The organism is candidate division KSB1 bacterium (assembly GCA_034521575.1).
Taxonomy (GTDB): domain Bacteria; phylum Zhuqueibacterota; class Zhuqueibacteria; order Residuimicrobiales; family Krinioviventaceae; genus JAXHMJ01.
In genome coordinates, this window is the sequence record JAXHMJ010000001.1 from 146843 (window position 1) to 163600 (window position 16758).

The following is a 16758-nucleotide window of genomic DNA, read 5'->3' on the forward strand; positions in this document are numbered from 1 at the left end:
TCCTCATTTATCCTTTAGATACATTAACAATTCATTTACTATACTGTTATCATCGTATTGATGCAAATCCAGCCAGTGAATCCGGTCATCCTTGCGAAACCAGGTGAGTTGGCGTTTGGCATAATGCCTGGAATTGATCTTGATCTGTTCGATCATTGTTTGTTTATCAAATTTGCCGTTCAGATAATCAAAAACCTCCCGATATCCCACGGTTCTCAGAGCGTTGTATTCCGGTGTATACCCCATATCCCGCAGTCTGCGGACTTCATCGACAAGTCCCTGTTCGATCATGCAGTCAACCCGATGTTCTATGCGGGTGTACAGTGTTTTACGTTGACGGTACAGGCCAATGAAAATCGGTACAAAATCCGCGGGATTGGGGGGCAGTGCGCGGTAGCGTGATAGGGGTGTACCGGTGAGTTCGTAAACTTCAAGCGCGCGAACCACGCGCTGTGTGTCATTGGGATGCAGTCGCGCGGCTGTCTCCGGATCAACATGTTGCAGCATTTTAAAAACCCGATCGCGTCCCTGGTCCCGGATTTTTTGACGCCATTTTTGTTTGATCGCAGGGTCCGAACGCCCCGGAGCGAACAACCCGTCCACCAGAGCCTGAACGTAAAATCCCGCTCCTCCTGCCACCAATGCCTGTTTGTTGCGGTTTTGAATCTCATGAATACAACGACGGGCCTGCCGTCCGTATTCACCGGCGCTGAAATACCGGTCGGGATTTCGGCAGTCAATAAAGTGATGCGGAACCCGGCTCAATTCTTCGGGCGTGGGTTTGGCGGTGCCGATATCCATATAGCGGTAAATTTGACGTGAATCTGCAGATACAATTTCGCAATCGAGCTTTTCTGCTGTTTTCAAAGTAATTTCTGTTTTCCCGACTGCTGTAGGACCGACAATGATCAGGACTTTATGTACGTTCAAATCGCTCATCCAGTTCATCCAGAGTCAATGTGATGACGGTGGGTCTGCCATGCGGACAAAAATAGGGTGTATCGCAGGCAAATAGTTGGTCTATTAAAGCGCTCATCGATTCACGGCTCAGGCGTTCTCCGGTCATAATCGCCGACCGGCAGGCCACACTTTTGGCAACCCGTTCCCGTATATCCACTTCCGTTCCCTGTTTCAGTTTGTACTCGTCCAGGATACTTTGGACGAGTCGATCCGTGTTGGTGGTGCGCATATCGGCCGGCACTCCCTCGACGACTATGGTACGACCGCCGAATCCCTTGATGGCAAAACCAATTTTATGTAAAAACGGCAGTATTTCCATCAGATATTCGAAATTGTCCGGGCTTAATTCAATGGTTTGTGGAAATAAAAGTTGTTGGGAGGAAGCCGATTGGGAATCCATAAGGCTCTTAACTTTTTCGTACAAAATACGCTCATGTGCCGCATGCTGATCAATAATCACCAAACCGCTTTTAATTTGCGCCAGGATATATTTATTATGCAGCTGCCAAAGCATTTTTTCATCGTCCTGTTCGGCTTTCGGTTCCTGAGCTGCCGGCATAAAGGGGGAAGATGGAGCAGGGGGAGTTGGGTCCTGTGACTCTCCCGGTTGGGGCTGCGCGTCAAAATCAATGCGCGTCTGGTCGGGATTGACCCGCAGTTCGCTTGCAATCGAGGATTTGAACCGGGGGCGGCTTAATTGCTGTGCCGGTGCAGATTGCATGTTGGGCACCACATCGTCTTTTTTCAGCGCCCTCAAAACAGCGCCCCGCACCAGCGAAAACAGCATTTGCTGATCCGCAAATTTGATTTCACTTTTTGTGGGATGCACATTAACATCGATCCGTTCCGGGTCCATTTCAAAAAATAAAATATAAACCGGATAGTGACCCTTGGGTATCAATTCTCCATAAGCGGACATCATGGCTGCGCTCAGTGTGCGGTCATTGACATAGCGGCCATTGACGAAAAAATACTGATCGCCGCGGGATTTGCGATAATATTGTGAATTGCCGAGGTAGCCTTTGACTTTGAATACAGCATTTACTTCATTCAGTTCAAGGAGATCGTTTTGTACGCCCGAGCCCAGTACATCAATGATTCTCTCTTTTAAAGTTGTCGCTTTCAGATTATATATCTGCCTGTCGTCATGGATAACAGTGAACTCGATTTCCGGATGCGACAGGGTGAAATGATTCATCATGGTCAGGCAATGACGATACTCGGTCGAGTTTGCGCGCAGGAATTTTTTACGCGCCGGTGTGTTATAGAACAGATTTTTAATTGAGAGGGAGGTGCCCGGATTGCCGCCGGTACGGTCCATACTGATGACCACACCGTTTTCTAAATATAAATGCGCTCCCTCAATTTGATCCCGAAGCACGCTTTTCATTTCAACACGCGAGACCGATGCAATGCTCGCTAACGCTTCTCCCCGGAACCCGAGAGTAGAGACCCGTTCAATATCCTGAATGCTGGAAACCTTGGATGTGGCGTGTCGCTGGAACGCCATAATTGCGTCCTGCTCATCCATACCACTGCCGTTGTCCATAATCTGTATGAGAGCCGAGCCGCCCTGTTTGAGGATTACGGTAATAGAATCCGCCCCCGCATCAATGGAATTTTCCACAAGTTCCTTGACCACTGAAGAAGGACGGTCAATCACCTCTCCGGCTGCAATTTGATTGATGAGCTTTTCAGGTAATACCTTTATTTTTCCATCTGCTTGCACAATTTCCTCTCAAATCAATATTAAACATTTAGTATACTCAATTTATTTGTCATTTTCAAGGCCAAAGTCATTCAGGGGTTTATAAAATACTGATTTATATAAAATTATAATATTATGGCTGTCGGATGTTTTGGCAGCTCGTTTATCCGGGTCTGCAGAAAACTCTTTTTGTTGGAGAAAAATTATACTATATTTTCTTTTTAAACAAAAACTGAAATGTTCGGGTTATGCGAATCCTTGATCGATATATTGCTTTAAAATTTGTAGGAATTTTTGTTTTTGCTATTTTTGCGTTTCTGAGTATTTTTGTCATTGTTGACCTGATTGAGAATCTTGACGATTTTATCAAAAATGACGCGTCCACTCGGATCACAGTGCTATATTATTTTTATTACTTGCCGTTTATTTTTGTTCTGATACTGCCGGTGACCTCACTGCTTTCGAGTCTTTTCAGCGTCGGTACGTTGGCCCGCCAAAATGAGATCGTAGCCATGAAAGCGGCCGGAATTTCGCTCTACCGAATTCTGGCCCCTTTGTTGATTCTTGGTATCCTGATCAGTGTTCTTTCGCTGGGTGTGGCCAATTATTTTTTACCCGGCGCCACGGAACGTCAAAATATGATCGAACGGGTTCATCTGAACAAGCGCAAGAACGTCAATCGTATCTCAAATGTCTGGATCAAGGATGATTCCACAAATCGCATCAGCATGCGGTATTTTGATGTCATTGAGAATACAGGTAATGTGGTCAGCATCCGGAGATTTGAAGGACGTGAATTGCGTTACAGGCTGGATGCCCGCAAAATTATCTGGAAAGATAGCGTTTGGGTCTTGTACAACGGATTTGAGCGTTATTTTCAGAAAGATCAGGAAACTGCAATTTCGTTTAACCGGAAAGTATTTGAAAAAACCACGCTCAGACCGGAAAATATAAAGCGCATGACGAAAAGTCCGGAAGCCATGTCCTATGCAGAGTTGAAAGCATTCATCCAGGAAGTCAAGCGCAATGGTGGAGATCCGGACCGCTGGCTTGTGGACTTGTATCTTAAACTTGCGCTGCCTTTTGCCAATTTTATTATTATTCTTTTCGGGGCTCCGCTGTCCTCATCTCAAACGTACCGGAGCGGCAACGCCAAAGGATTCGGCATCAGTCTGGGAGTAACGTTTGTTTATTTCGGAATACTGAAAACCACCCAGGCGCTGGGTCATACCGGCGCTCTGCCTCCCGGACTTGCAGCGTGGTTTGCGAATATTGTTTTTGGCCTATTGGGTGGCTGGGTGTTGTTCAAGGCAAAAAAATAAAAGCGCCGGACTATTCCTGATGGGGGAAAGAGGTATACTGCCGCTAAAAGAAAATATGTATTGGTTGGATCTTTCGCCCTCTACGAAAAAGCTCACGAATAATGAGGGACAGGATTGACCAATATTGTAACCGGGGTACACAAAATTGCACAGTAATGACACATCAGCCGGAAAAAAACAAAATGGATGATAATATTTTGTTTTTATCAAAAGACCTTTAATCGCTCTTGATTTTATACGATTGATATATATACAGTTACTCGGAGTTAATTTTATTGTATGGATACGATATTTTTGGCGTTTTATAAATATTCTGGAAAGAATGGCAAAAAAATTGCTATATCTCTGTTGAACAATTTTAGCATGAGAGAGGTCCATATGCGTAGTAATGCCAAAACTATTTATATTTTATTAACAGGGTTATTTGTTTGGGCAACTGCAGGTGCAAATTCCCTTGAACAGAACAGCGATTATGTTTTGGAGATTGACGAGCCTCTTCTCGGGAGTCCGACTGCCGGGACTGTTAATGGCGGGGAATTTACTGATGAGGGTTGGAAAACGCTCTCAAGAAAAGATTATATAGAGTGGCAGATTCCCACATGTAACAAAGGTAAAGTTGAATTTGACGTTACTGGACTCTATGACAGCAATGATGTATTTCCCAATTTAAAATATTATAACGGAGAGTTGGTCGATGATGCCGATGTTCATTATACACTTTTTAATATGTGGGATTTGGATTCGGACCGGAGCTGGTTCGGCCAATATGTAGATGGTATCCGAATGTGGCACAATCCCTACAAATGTATGGCGCATTTGTTCGGATTTGTAGAAGGTGATCGATGGAAGTGGAAACATGGTCGTTTCCGGCTCAATGTCAGCGCTTTTGAAAGTGGATATGATTCTGACCCGCATGCTTTTGAAACCGAATACGGACCGATCGAGTGGCAGCGTGAACGGGTTTTTCGTGTGAAACTGGTTTGGGGTGAAGGACACATGTATTATTACATCAATGATACGTTACAGGTCCATTGTGATTATAGTACATTTGGTGAAGAGTATGCACCGCCGGAACATATGTTGACTCTTGGATCCGCTGAACATGCAACCGGATTTTCAATGCAGGTGCCGCAGTTAATTACCTATTCCAATTTAAAGTTTTACCGCAGTGAAGATAAAGAACCGCCTCAGGTTGAATCGTTTACTCCGGGTGATGGTGAAAAAGATGTAGATTTGACCGCTTATATTGCACTGACTTTTAGTGAAAGTGTGAACATGCAATCCGTACAGAATTCTTTTTCTATCCAGCCCGCCGTTAATTTTAGTTCTGATATGACCGGAAATACATTCTATCTCCGGCTTGACGAATTGCTGCAGCCTTCTACGACGTATACTGTAAATCTTTCAAATGGTGTGCAGGATAAATCCGGTAATACTCTGGCTGATCCCTTTACGGCCTCGTTTACCACCCGGGCTGCTGATATTACAAAAGTGCCCCAATATGATGTTTTTGAATTGCCCCTGGTTGCTGCAAATACACCTAGCAATTCCTACACAGATTATACTCTGCATGCAGTTTTCACGGGTCCTTCACAAACCATAGAAATTGATGGATTTTGGGACGGCGGAAACATCTGGAAAGTCCGTATGGCCCCGACCGAAGTGGGAGTCTGGAGTTATACCATTACAGGGGATGATCCGAATTTCAACGTATCCGGTGCTTTTACCTGTGTTGATTCTGATAAAAAGGGATTTATTATCAAGAATCCCGCGAATCCGTATACGTTTTCATACAGCGATGGAACACCGTTTCTGTGGAAGGGTGAAACCAGCTGGCGTCTTTATACAAAGCTTTTACCTTACGAAGGCCGATTCAAGGAATACATACAGCTGCGGCATTCCCAGGGCTATAATGTGGTTCAAAGTATTGTGGTCAGTTATATCAATGGCGATGAATTCTGGGCCAATGAGGGAGGAACGGCTTTTGAATTAACCAGCACCGGCAAGAATTATAACAAATTGAATCCTCAATATTATCAATGGATTGATCGAAGAATCAAGTACATGAACGATTTGGGTATGGTGCCGGTTATATTTTTTACCTGGGCGCAGGAATATATGAAATTTACCAATGCCCAATTTAAACTGTTTGAAAAATATCTGGTATCCCGCTGGGCTGCCTACAATGTCATGTGGTGTATCTGCGGTGAATACAATGAAGCTTACAGTGAAGGAACCACAACGGCAAGTGAATGGAGTGACCATGGTCGGTATGTGTATGGACTCGACCCCTATGATCATATTATAACTTACCATCCGTCCGGCCGGGGATCATGCGCGGAATTTGGCGGCACGGAATGGTTGGGATGTATCATGCATCAGACCGATGGTTCTGAACACAATAATGTCCTGAATGATAGGATTTATTCAAAGCCTGTGGTCAACGGTGAATATGCCTATCCCGGCTGGGATGAATATGGCAAATTGCGGGAAGGTGCTTGGGAAGTATTCACCGCCGGTGGTTTTTCAACTGCTGGTTTTTTTCGTACTTTTGCACCCGATAAAGGCGGGTGGGATCCGGAAGCTGATATGCAGGAGCAGCTGGAATATATGTATTATATTGAATTTGTAGAAAAGACCAGATGGTGGGAACTGCAACCGCATGATGAACTTGTCACCAATGCCATTTGTGCTGCAAATCCCGAAAAAGAATATGTCATTTACTCCCATGCAGGCGGCACCATTGAGGTTGATCTCTCAGCTGTATCCGGAACGACCCGATATCAATGGCTTAATCCCATAACAGGGGAATATAGTAATCCTGAAGACATATCAGGCGGAAACACGGTGTCGCTCACCGCTCCGTTTTCCGGGGAAGCTGTGCTGCATGTCGGAGATATTAAAGATTCAATGGCTCCGACTGCACCCAAGGGGTTGTCGGTTTATTAAAAATCTGTAAACCGGGATGATACATTTTTTTTCTTCTGTTATAAAATATAGCATGCTGCTTTTAGTCAGCATGCTCAAGCTTTTTTTCGGGATTTATTCCGGATATACTGATCTTGAATCATTCAGAAAGGATAATGGAATTAATGAATCGTATTCTCGTTGTTTCAAACAGGCTGCCTGTCAATATTTCAAAACGTAACGATAAACTTGAATTCATACAAAGTGCCGGTGGATTGGCGACCGGAATGAGCGCCTTGCAGAAAACGTACGAGATGGTCTGGATTGGATGGCCGGGAATTACCCGCTACACAAAAGATGAAAAAAATGAAATCATCTCTAAACTGGGTGAAAATCAGCTCGTTCCTGTATTTTTGACTCAACAGCAGGTTGAACAGTATTATGATAATTTCAGCAATCGTACCATTTGGCCTCTTTTTCATTATTTCACACAATACACCAATTATGAAGAGAGCAGCTGGGACGCGTATAAAAATGTGAACGAACTGTTCGCACGTCATGTTCTCGATCAATATCATGAAGGTGATATGATATGGATTCATGACTATCATCTTATGCTTGTTCCCGAGATGGTCCGTCGTGAACAGCCTGACGCATCCATCGGCTATTTTTTACATATTCCGTTCCCTTCATTTGAGATTTTTCGTTATTTGCCCTGGAGAGATTCTGTGCTGAGAGGAATCATGGGAGCCGATTTGATTGGTTTTCACACATTTGATTATGCGCGGCATTTCAGCAGTTCCATCATGCGGTTGCAGGGTTTGGAGCATTATCTGGGACAGGTCTTTTATGACGAGCGAATGGTGAGAATTGATACATTCCCCATGGGGATCAATTTTGAAAAATACGCCGGTGCGCCCGCAACCAAAGAAGTTAAAAAACAGGTCAAACACTATAAAAGTATTTGCAAGGAAAGCAAGGTCATCATATCCATTGACAGACTCGATTACTCTAAAGGCATATTACAGCGCCTGCATGCCTTTCATCAACTGCTGCATGATGAACCGGATATCAAGGGCAAGGTCACATTGATTTTGCTTGTTGTACCCTCAAGGGATAAAGTCGATTCTTATCAAATCTTAAAGCAGGAAGTGGACGAATTTGTAGGACGTATTAACGGTGAGCACGGCAGTATTTCCTGGACACCTATCAAGTATTTTTACCGTTCCCTGCCTTTTGAAAAGGTCAGTGCGCTTTATAGTATGGCTGATATATGCCTGGTCACTCCATTCCGGGACGGTATGAATCTGGTTGCCAAAGAGTTTGTTGCCAGTAAGGAAAAAGGAGATGGCGTACTTATACTGAGTGAAATGGCGGGATCTGTTAATGAACTCAGCGAGGCCATTGTTATAAATCCAAATGACATTAAGGATATTGTGGTTGCCCTGCAAAGTGCGCTCAAAATGCCCAGGGATGAACAGCAAAACCGGATTCAGAGCATGCGCAATCGTCTCAAACGTTATGATATTTACAAATGGGCTGAAGATTATCGACAGGCTGGTCAATGTTAAATCCCATCAAGATCATTCGCGTGTTAAATTGCTGCGTCCTGAGCTGCGCAATCGTTTGGTGCAGGATTATCAGAGTAAGAAAAAGCGCCTGATTCTATTGGATTATGACGGCACCCTCGTTCCCTTTGTTCCCAAGCCATCAAAAGCCAGACCGGATGATGAGCTTGTTGATATTTTGAAATTTCTGAACGCCCAGGAAAATACCCGTGTCGTATTGATCAGCGGTCGTGACAAGGAGACGCTAGCAACCTGGATGCATGATATTGATATTGACCTCATCGCTGAACACGGTGCGTGGATAAAAGAACAGGGCGGAGACTGGAATACTCTGGAGCCTCACGCCCAGGACTGGAAAGATGAGGTGCGGCAGATACTGGAATCTTATGTAGATCGGACTCCCGGCGCCTTTATCGAAGAGAAAACGTTTTCACTGGTGTGGCATTATCGGCGTTCCAGTATCGGATTGGGTGAAGTGCGTGCCCGCGAGCTCGCGGAAACGCTTGGGTATTTTACTCTGAATATGAATTTGCAGATACTGGAGGGCAGTAAAGTGATAGAGATCAAAAGCGCCGGCATCAACAAAGGACGGGCTGCAATGCATTTTCTCGAAAAAGATGAGTGGGACTTTGTCATGGCAATCGGAGATGACTGGACGGATGAAGATACATTCAAGGCGCTGCCGGAACATGCCTATTCCATCAAGGTCGGATTTGGCACTACGGTTGCCCGCCATAATGTTAAATCCTATAATGAAGTGCGTACGATTTTAAGGCAATTAAGGGAAAGAGATGCTGATAAAGCCAATCATTGATGATCGGGAACTGTTGTGTTGTTCGTTCAATATGACAAAAGCGAGTCATGCTGATTTGCAGTCAGATGTGTTACAGTTTGCTGGTCTTTTTCTCTGATCACCCGGTTGATTAAAGATCGCAGGGGGTGACGGATAGAACGTGTCGGATTGATGAATGAATTTGTTCAAGCATAAAAAAACCGGAATTGTTTTTGGCGGCGGCGCCGCCCGCGGGTTTGCACATATTGGAGTTGTAAAGGTGCTGCAGGAAGCGCAATTAAAATTCGATTGCATTGTCGGCAATAGCGCCGGCAGCATTGTGGGAGCCCTGTATGCCAATGGAATGCACTGGAAAGAAATGTACGAGTTGGCTAAAACCATCAAACCCATTGATATCATCGGATTGAACATAAAATCTCCGGGATTGTTCAATTCAGAAAAAATAGAAAAACTGATCAAAAAGAATGTTCAGGCGACAAGACGTTCGAGGATCTGCGAACCCCCTATCGTTGCGTGGCAGTAGACATCAAAACAGGAGAACTGGTGGTGCTTTCAAAGGGCGAGCTTGCTTTGGCCTTGCGCGCCAGCTGCAGTATCCCCGGTATTTTTACCCCCACCCCGGTGGATGATAAATTGCTGATCGATGGTGGTATTCTTGACAGTGTCCCGGGAAATATCGCCTATGACATGGGGGCCCGCTTCATCGTTGGAGTGAATTTAAATGCTGACCGTTCGCTGTTCAAACTACCCAAAACCGGGCCTGATACGGTTTTCACTGCCCTCAAGATTATTATGAATCATAACACCCGGGTGGGCCTGCAGAACGCCAATGTTGTCATTGAACCTGATTTAAAGCGTATCGCTCATTACGATATCCGAAAACTGGACGAGCTTGTGGAACTGGGAGAGCAGGCCGCCCGTCAGCGTATCAAATACATCAAACGTCGGGTAAAGACCTAGAACAGATTGTAACTCAGGCCCACCCCGATCATTTCCTTGATCTGCCGTTTCGACGAGATGGTTTTATCATACAGCAGTTGCATATTCATGGTAAAATCAATATATTGGGTGAATTCAGCTGTGATTTCCATGTCCCATCTCACATCCGTTTCATCTATTCGATGCAAATTTGAGAAAATTTCGAGCTTGGATACGATTTTGCTGGTTTTTGTCATTTTCTTTTTCAAATCGATGACTGATTCCAGGCCGTATTCGATTCTTGTTTTCTCGATTTTGCTGGTAGCCCGATCATCCGCAAACGGTTTTGCATGGTCGGACGTGATTGTCTGTTTGGAGGAAAACCCCAGACGGGCTTTAAAGAGGTCCGAGGGATTATAGTTTAATCCGATGCTTTCACGGAAAAATGCCGGGTCGAAAAAGTTCGAACGCTCGGTTTTGCCATTTGAATAATCGTATCCCGCTGCAAATTGCGTTTCACCGGTTGCAGATATGAATGGATTGACAATCGATGTCAGTTGCTGGGTATACACGGATTCCAATTTGATTTCATCAACGGTTTTTCGCGCGCCCTGATCTCCGATTTTGCTTTTTCCATAACCGAGTTTGCCGGAATGAGACAGGTTATAAAGCTTATTTTTTTTGGTAAATTGAAAAGACAGTCCGGTCTGCCAGGCAAAGGCGTCTTCACCTCCCTGAACGTAATTGTCAAATTGCGATCGAGTCAGATTTAATGAAAGATTACCTGCTTTTTCCCAGGCAAGGTTTGAATCCTGAGCAAATGCAAAACGGGTGACACAAAATATCATCAATATCGGAAGAATAAAGCGGTGCATTATGTCATCCTTTCTTTTGACTTGATTAGCCGAGGATTTCCAGTACATCAACTGTTGAACTCAGATCATCAAAAAGGAAATCCGGGTTATACGCCTGAAGGTCATTGCGTGTATAGCCTGCTGCGGCAACGGCAACCGAATTGACGCCATGCGGTTTTGTGCATTCAATATCCCGGGGCGTGTCTCCTATGATGTAAACATGTTCGGCAGCGATAGTCTTTTCCGTCCTGTTTTCAAAACGGGACACTGCGATGGGTACAAGTTCCGAACGGTCGTTAGAATCATCGGAAAACGCTCCAAAGGAAAAGTATGAATCTAAACTGAAATGACCAATTTTAATATATCCGCTGTCCTGCCAGTTCCCGGTGAGCAGACCCAGATAAATGTCCTGTCGATGTTTCAGTTCGGGTAAAAGATCTGTGATGCCCGGCATCACCCGTTTTTTCGCATTGGGCTTTTCAATTTCATGTCGCAGAATTTGAAAATACAGTTTTTTGTATTCTGACATTGCCGCAGGATTTGGAGTTTGTTCTATTTTCTGGAACGCATCCTGTAAAATCAATTCATCGGTCCGGCCTGACAATGAAATGTTCGCAAGTATCTCTGCATGCCCATACAATTCTTCAAAAGCGCGGTTCATCGCTCGTTTTCCGGCTCCGCCGCTGTCTATCAATGTACCGTCTATGTCAAATAACAATAATTTCATGCTCACCTCTTTCTATATAATCCATTTTAAAAGTATCCAGATAAATAAAATCAGCATTCCCAGCGCGATCCATTTCAATGTGGATTTGGGCTGCGGGAATTCATAACCGCAAATAGGGCAGATTTCTTCCTGTTTTTCAATTTCTACTGCGCAGGAAGGGCATTCTTTTTTGGCCATTTCGTTCCTTTTTGTTTAAAGTTTAGCTAAAATTTGTATAAAAATCAAGACTGTTGTTAAAAGCCAGACATTGACAAAGGTCGGATTAATTGATATATTTTGATGGGCATATCTCCTGAATGCAATGTGTGAATGCGATGAAATGGATAATCTCACGTAAAAATAATGTTTTATATTTGATACTGATATTTAATCGGAAAGGTAAAAAATTGCAAGACTATATTGATAAACTAACCAATGTCTGTTCGTTGATGGATGCGCATGATTATGAAAAAGCCGAACCTTTTCTGGAGCAGCTTGTGGGCGACAATCCTGATGAGCAGCGCCTGGATGCTGTAACGCTGCTGGCACGCTGTCAGCTGGCGCTGGAACAATTCAAAGACGCGCTTTACAATTATCAGTTTATCGCTGAACAGGATAATCCTGTTTATTTGCAGAATCAGGGGGAGGCTGCGCTGGTGTCTGGGGCAGCCGGAACAGGCATACCATTATTTCCAGGCTGTTCCCGAACAGGAGCGCAAGCTGGATTATTATATGCTGTGCGCTGTAACCGAATATAAACTCGGTTTTATGAAAAAATGTGTCTCATCTCTTGGACAAATTGTCAGAATAGGCTTTGAATGGGAAGATGAGGACCCTCTGGATCACGTCATTCGTCAGATTTTACCCATTCCCGAATATCATGATTTTGAACATATTTATATCGATATTCTGGAGCAGGAACAGGGTGAACGCTCAACCGCTCAAAATCGCTGGTTTTATATTACCGCTCCGATCTATGAGATTTTTCGAGCCGGCTCTGAACAGCAGCGGAATCGCCGCATTTTAAAGGTGATTCATGGTCTCTCTCCGTCATTCAACAGGGATTTTATCGAATCCGGCCGGCAAAAACTGGAACATATCATCAAGGATTTTTCAAAGTCCGGGGCAGATGCAAGATTTGGCGCTTCGGCTCTTCAGGCAATGGAAAACAGCGACTGGCAGTCATGCGCCCGGTTGATTCTTGCCGTTATTCTGGAGCACCTGAAACAGTTTGCAGAGATGTTGGGCCTGTCGCCAAAAAACATCGAAGCCTCGCAACTCCAGACTCTGGCGCCCCTGCTTCCGCTTCGGATCGCCACTGCGGTGATGCTGATTTATTTTCAGAGTGATCCGCGAAATAAAATTCAGACGGAGGCTCTGTTAAAATTAAATGAGAATCAAATATCCGCCATCCTGGCGGCTGGATTTATTGCATTTTATCAGGAAATCGACCGTTACGCGGGCGGCAAAGAACGTCCTGCATGAGCTAAAGTGAATGGTTTTTATTTGTTTTTGGCCATAAATTTTTTATATTTCAGAATGCTTAAAATCTGTGCAGTTGTTTTGATCTGTATTCCGGTGCTATAAAGATGGCCGCTATTAATGACATTACCCTGGGTCAGTATATACCCGGTGATTCATTCATATATCAGCTGGATCCGAGGACAAAACTCATTGCCGCGATTCTGTTCATGACCTCTCTTTTGCTATCCCTGGATCCGGTTGTTTTGATGATATTCTTTGTGTTGTCCATTCTGATCGTCAAGTATAGCGGGCTGCCGCTCAGGCTGGTGTTTCGCAATCTCCGGCCTTTTCTATGGCTGTTCGGTCTTACACTGTTTATTCATATGGTTTGGACCAAAGGACAGCCGGTTCTTGAGCTGCCGGGTTTGTTAACGGTTACCCGAGAAGGAATTCAACTGGGTGTGATCTATGCGCTACGGCTGGGTTTGCTTATTTTGTTCGCTGCTGTTCTCACATTGTCGACCTCGCCGATCGAGCTCACAGACGCACTGGATGTCATGATGTCTCCCTTGAAACGGCTGAAACTGCCGGTTCATGAGATTGTACTCATGCTCACACTTTCTTTGCGGTTTATTCCGACACTGCTGCAGGAGGCACAGCGGATTCGGAATGCTCAAATTTCCCGCGGCGCTTCGTTTGAAGGGTCGTTGAAAAAGAAAGTACAGAGCATTATCCCAATTATTCTGCCCCTGTTTATTTCGGCATTCCGTCGAGCCGATGAGCTGGCGCTCGCCATGGATGCCCGTTGTTATTCAGGCGGTGAAGGGAGAACCTGTTATCAGCGTCTCGAGTTTTCAGGTAAAGATTATGCAGTATTATTGATATCATTTTTGATCATGGTTACAAGTATTGTTCTTTAAATGGCTCGTAATATTAAATTGACCATAGAGTATGACGGCACAGATTTTTGCGGTTGGCAAATTCCAGCCGAACGACCGTACCGTGCAGCAGGAGCTTGAGCGCTCTTTGTCCCTGCTGACCGGAGAGACGATAAAAACCACAGCGGCCGGACGCACAGATTCTGGTGTGCATGCCTGTGGACAGGTGGTAAGTATCAAAACGGACAGCAGTTTGCCGCTCTCTGCTTTTGTTCGCGGCGGCAACTCGCGGCTTCCCCGTGACGTCCGAATTGTCTGTGCTGAACCGGCTGCAGATGATTTTAATGCCAGATACAGCGCGCTTCGACGCCATTACCGCTATTATATTACCACTCGTCAACGCGCGTTAGGCAGAAGATATGCCTGGTATTACTGGCATAGCCTTAATGCAAACCGTCTGCAGCAGGCTGCAGGATGCATTCTGGGACCCCGGGATTTTAAAAGTTTTTGCCAAAAGAATGCCGCGGTTAACCATTACATGTGTCATGTATACAAAGCTCGCTGGTTTATACTGGATGGTTATATTTGTTTTGATATTTGTGCAAACCGGTTTTTACACAATATGGTTCGATCTCTGGTCGGAACCATGGTGGAGATCGGCGCCGGCAAACAATCTGTCGATCATATAACTGAGATTTTAGATGCAAAAGACCGAAGCAGCGCAGGACCTACAGCGCCTGCTTTGGGCCTTTTTTTGATCAAGGTGGATTATAATCAGGAGCGTGACAAATAGAATAACCAAACGAGGTTGTGATGAAAATATTTATTGATACTGCAAAACTTGATGAAATCGAAAAAGCTGTATCCATGGGAGTTTGTGACGGCGTTACGACAAATCCGACATTACTTTCCAAAGTGGAAGGATCGGCCGAAGATATTTACAAAGATATATGCAAAGCAGTGAATGGACCGGTTTGTGCGGAAACAGTCGGCGCAACCGCCGAAGAAATTGTCGCGGAAGGCGAAGAGCTTTCCGGGATTGCAAAAAATATTGTAGTCAAGAACACCCTGTACTCGCGACGGACTTTTGGCCGTCAAACAGCTTGAAGAAAACGGGATTCCAACGAATGTGACACTGGTGTTCAGTCCGATGCAGGCTTTACTCGCTGCCAAGGCCGGTGCATCTTATGTTTGTCCGTTTGTCGGCAGGCTCGATGATATCGGCGATACAGGCGTGGAACTGATCGAGCGAATTTTGCCAGATTCTATGGGAATTACGAGGATTCCGACTGAATTACTTATTGTTTGCCAGTCCGGGGCACCCTGCATGTACAGCAGACAGCGATGCTGGGTGCGCATATTGCAACCATTCCATTCAGTGTGGTCGAAAAAATGGCTCAGCATCCGCTGACCGATATCGGTGTGCGTCGTTTTCTGGATGACTGGAATAACGTCAAGGATAGAATCTGAGGAGTTTGACATGAAATCCATATTCAGAGCTTTGGGTTTTTTTATTCTCGGTTGTATTTTTGCATTTGGTTATTTAACGGTTTGTACGGAGCAACAGAGCGGTCAAGCCTCTATGCATATGGCGACAACTCTGGCACAGGATGTAGAGGACGCCAATAGATCCGTTCAACCAGTCACGCCATACCGCCATCACCCGGGCGATCGCACATGTGAGTCCCGCTGTGGTCGGCATCGGGGCCGTGACCGCCGTGCGGCAGTATTATCAGCAAAGTCCGTTTGCGATGATCCGTTCTTTCGTCATTTTTTTCCCGCGCTACCGGGTAGATGCGGGAGGTGGAAAGCCTGGGACCCGGATTTTCTATTTGATGCCCAGGGTCATATCCTGACCAATTACCACGTGGTCGAAAATGCGGTGGAAACCATTGTGACTTTACCCGGCGGAGAACAATACGATGCCAAACTGATCGGCAGTGATCCCAAGACTGATATCGCGGTTCTGAAGATCAGCGGAGATGACGGGTTCCCGTTTGCCGAATGGGGTGATTCCGATGATGTCGTTATCGGTGAATGGGCGATTGCCATTGGCGATCCTTTTGGACTGTTTGATGTGTCCGCCAAGCCCACAGTGACGGTGGGCGTGATTAGTGCCCTGGACCAGGATTTCGGCCGGCAGGCCCGAAACCGCTATTACGAAGATATGATTCAGACCGATGCAGCTATCAATTCGGGCAACAGCGGCGGCCCTCTGGTGAATTGTAACGGCCAGGTTATCGGCATCAATACGTTTATTTTTTCCGGCAGCGCCTCCGCGGGTACCAATATCGGCCTCGGTTTTGCTATCCCTGTAAATCGGGTCAAACGACACCTTGAAGATCTGATAGAGCATGGCAGAGTGAAACGTGATTTCTGGACAGGGATTCAATACGATGAACTGACCCGTATGGTGGCCGGTTATCTCAAGCTAAAAAACACCGATGGCGTGATTATTACTGATGTGGAACCCCAAAGCCCCGCGGAAAAAGCCGATCTGCAGATCGGCGATGTTATACTGAGAATGAACGGAGAAACCATAAAAACAGGAAAAGATGTCAAGCGTATTATTGAATCCAAAGATTTAACCCAGGGAGATGTTCTGACGCTGGAAATCTACAGGCGGGGCAAACGCCTGAATAAAAAAGTAAGACTTGAACCCTATCCCAAGGAATAGACA

16 protein-coding genes and 1 pseudogene are annotated in these 16758 nt (G+C 45.2%); 12 read left to right on the forward strand and 5 right to left on the reverse strand.

All coding sequences use genetic code 11. The features are described from left to right. Positions 1 to 3 precede the first annotated feature (3 nt). Together miaA and mutL are read right to left on the reverse strand one after the other, a co-directional pair. Positions 4 to 939, reverse strand: a complete 936-nt coding sequence (gene miaA, locus U5R06_00625; GenBank protein MDZ7721348.1) for a tRNA (adenosine(37)-N6)-dimethylallyltransferase MiaA — start codon at positions 937 to 939, stop codon at positions 4 to 6. After that, complete coding sequence (gene mutL, locus U5R06_00630) at positions 917 to 2689, reverse strand: DNA mismatch repair endonuclease MutL (protein MDZ7721349.1); 1773 nt, start codon at positions 2687 to 2689, stop codon at positions 917 to 919. The genes miaA and mutL overlap by 23 nt, the downstream gene beginning before the upstream one ends. 227 nt (positions 2690 to 2916) lie before the next feature. Here mutL and lptG point away from each other — a divergent pair, with 227 nt between their 5' ends. From lptG to U5R06_00660, 6 genes are all read left to right on the forward strand, one after another. After that, positions 2917 to 3990 (forward strand): LPS export ABC transporter permease LptG, encoded by a 1074-nt coding sequence (gene lptG, locus U5R06_00635; protein ID MDZ7721350.1) that lies wholly within the window; start codon positions 2917 to 2919, stop codon positions 3988 to 3990. Between the two features lie 378 nt (positions 3991 to 4368). Further along, positions 4369 to 6939 carry a DUF4038 domain-containing protein gene (locus U5R06_00640; GenBank protein ID MDZ7721351.1) on the forward strand — a complete coding sequence of 857 codons (2571 nt, stop codon included), beginning with the start codon at positions 4369 to 4371 and terminating at the stop codon, positions 6937 to 6939. Positions 6940 to 7082: 143 nt separating this feature from the next. Next, a complete protein-coding gene (locus U5R06_00645) occupies positions 7083 to 8468 on the forward strand; it encodes a bifunctional alpha,alpha-trehalose-phosphate synthase (UDP-forming)/trehalose-phosphatase (GenBank protein MDZ7721352.1) in 1386 nt (461 codons plus the stop codon). Positions 8469 to 8496: 28 nt separating this feature from the next. Then, a complete protein-coding gene (gene otsB, locus U5R06_00650; GenBank protein MDZ7721353.1) occupies positions 8497 to 9279 on the forward strand; it encodes a trehalose-phosphatase in 783 nt (260 codons plus the stop codon). A gap of 154 nt (positions 9280 to 9433) precedes the next feature. Next, entirely contained in the window at positions 9434 to 9781 is a 348-nt protein-coding gene (locus tag U5R06_00655; protein ID MDZ7721354.1) for a patatin-like phospholipase family protein, read from the forward strand. A 20-nt stretch (positions 9782 to 9801) separates the two neighbouring features. Beyond that, positions 9802 to 10218: a patatin-like phospholipase family protein gene (locus U5R06_00660; GenBank protein MDZ7721355.1), complete on the forward strand. Its 417-nt coding sequence runs from the start codon at positions 9802 to 9804 to the stop codon at positions 10216 to 10218. Here U5R06_00660 and U5R06_00665 read toward each other — a convergent pair. From U5R06_00665 to U5R06_00675, 3 genes are read right to left on the reverse strand one after another with little or no spacing between them, the layout of a single operon-like run. Continuing rightward, a complete protein-coding gene (locus U5R06_00665) occupies positions 10215 to 11051 on the reverse strand; it encodes a DUF3078 domain-containing protein (GenBank protein ID MDZ7721356.1) in 837 nt (278 codons plus the stop codon). The genes U5R06_00660 and U5R06_00665 overlap by 4 nt on opposite strands. A 25-nt stretch (positions 11052 to 11076) precedes the next feature. After that, positions 11077 to 11757: an HAD family hydrolase gene (locus tag U5R06_00670; GenBank protein MDZ7721357.1), complete on the reverse strand. Its 681-nt coding sequence runs from the start codon at positions 11755 to 11757 to the stop codon at positions 11077 to 11079. Positions 11758 to 11769: 12 nt separating this feature from the next. Next, complete coding sequence (locus U5R06_00675) at positions 11770 to 11934, reverse strand: hypothetical protein (GenBank protein MDZ7721358.1); 165 nt, start codon at positions 11932 to 11934, stop codon at positions 11770 to 11772. Between the two features lie 209 nt (positions 11935 to 12143). Here U5R06_00675 and U5R06_00680 point away from each other — a divergent pair, with 209 nt between their 5' ends. The 6 genes and pseudogenes from U5R06_00680 to U5R06_00705 all read left to right on the forward strand — a co-directional run bounded on the left by U5R06_00680 (position 12144) and on the right by U5R06_00705 (position 16755). Further along, positions 12144 to 12494 (forward strand): tetratricopeptide repeat protein, encoded by a 351-nt coding sequence (locus U5R06_00680; protein MDZ7721359.1) that lies wholly within the window; start codon positions 12144 to 12146, stop codon positions 12492 to 12494. After that, complete coding sequence (locus U5R06_00685) at positions 12469 to 13221, forward strand: hypothetical protein (protein MDZ7721360.1); 753 nt, start codon at positions 12469 to 12471, stop codon at positions 13219 to 13221. The genes U5R06_00680 and U5R06_00685 overlap by 26 nt, the downstream gene beginning before the upstream one ends. A gap of 104 nt (positions 13222 to 13325) precedes the next feature. Beyond that, a complete protein-coding gene (locus U5R06_00690; protein MDZ7721361.1) occupies positions 13326 to 14120 on the forward strand; it encodes an energy-coupling factor transporter transmembrane component T in 795 nt (264 codons plus the stop codon). 31 nt (positions 14121 to 14151) lie between these two features. After that, positions 14152 to 14871, forward strand: a complete 720-nt coding sequence (gene truA / locus U5R06_00695; protein ID MDZ7721362.1) for a tRNA pseudouridine(38-40) synthase TruA — start codon at positions 14152 to 14154, stop codon at positions 14869 to 14871. A gap of 20 nt (positions 14872 to 14891) precedes the next feature. Then, positions 14892 to 15548: pseudogene (gene fsa / locus U5R06_00700) on the forward strand (fructose-6-phosphate aldolase). A 10-nt stretch (positions 15549 to 15558) separates the two neighbouring features. After that, positions 15559 to 16755, forward strand: a complete 1197-nt coding sequence (locus U5R06_00705; protein MDZ7721363.1) for a trypsin-like peptidase domain-containing protein — start codon at positions 15559 to 15561, stop codon at positions 16753 to 16755. Positions 16756 to 16758: the final 3 nt, after the last annotated feature.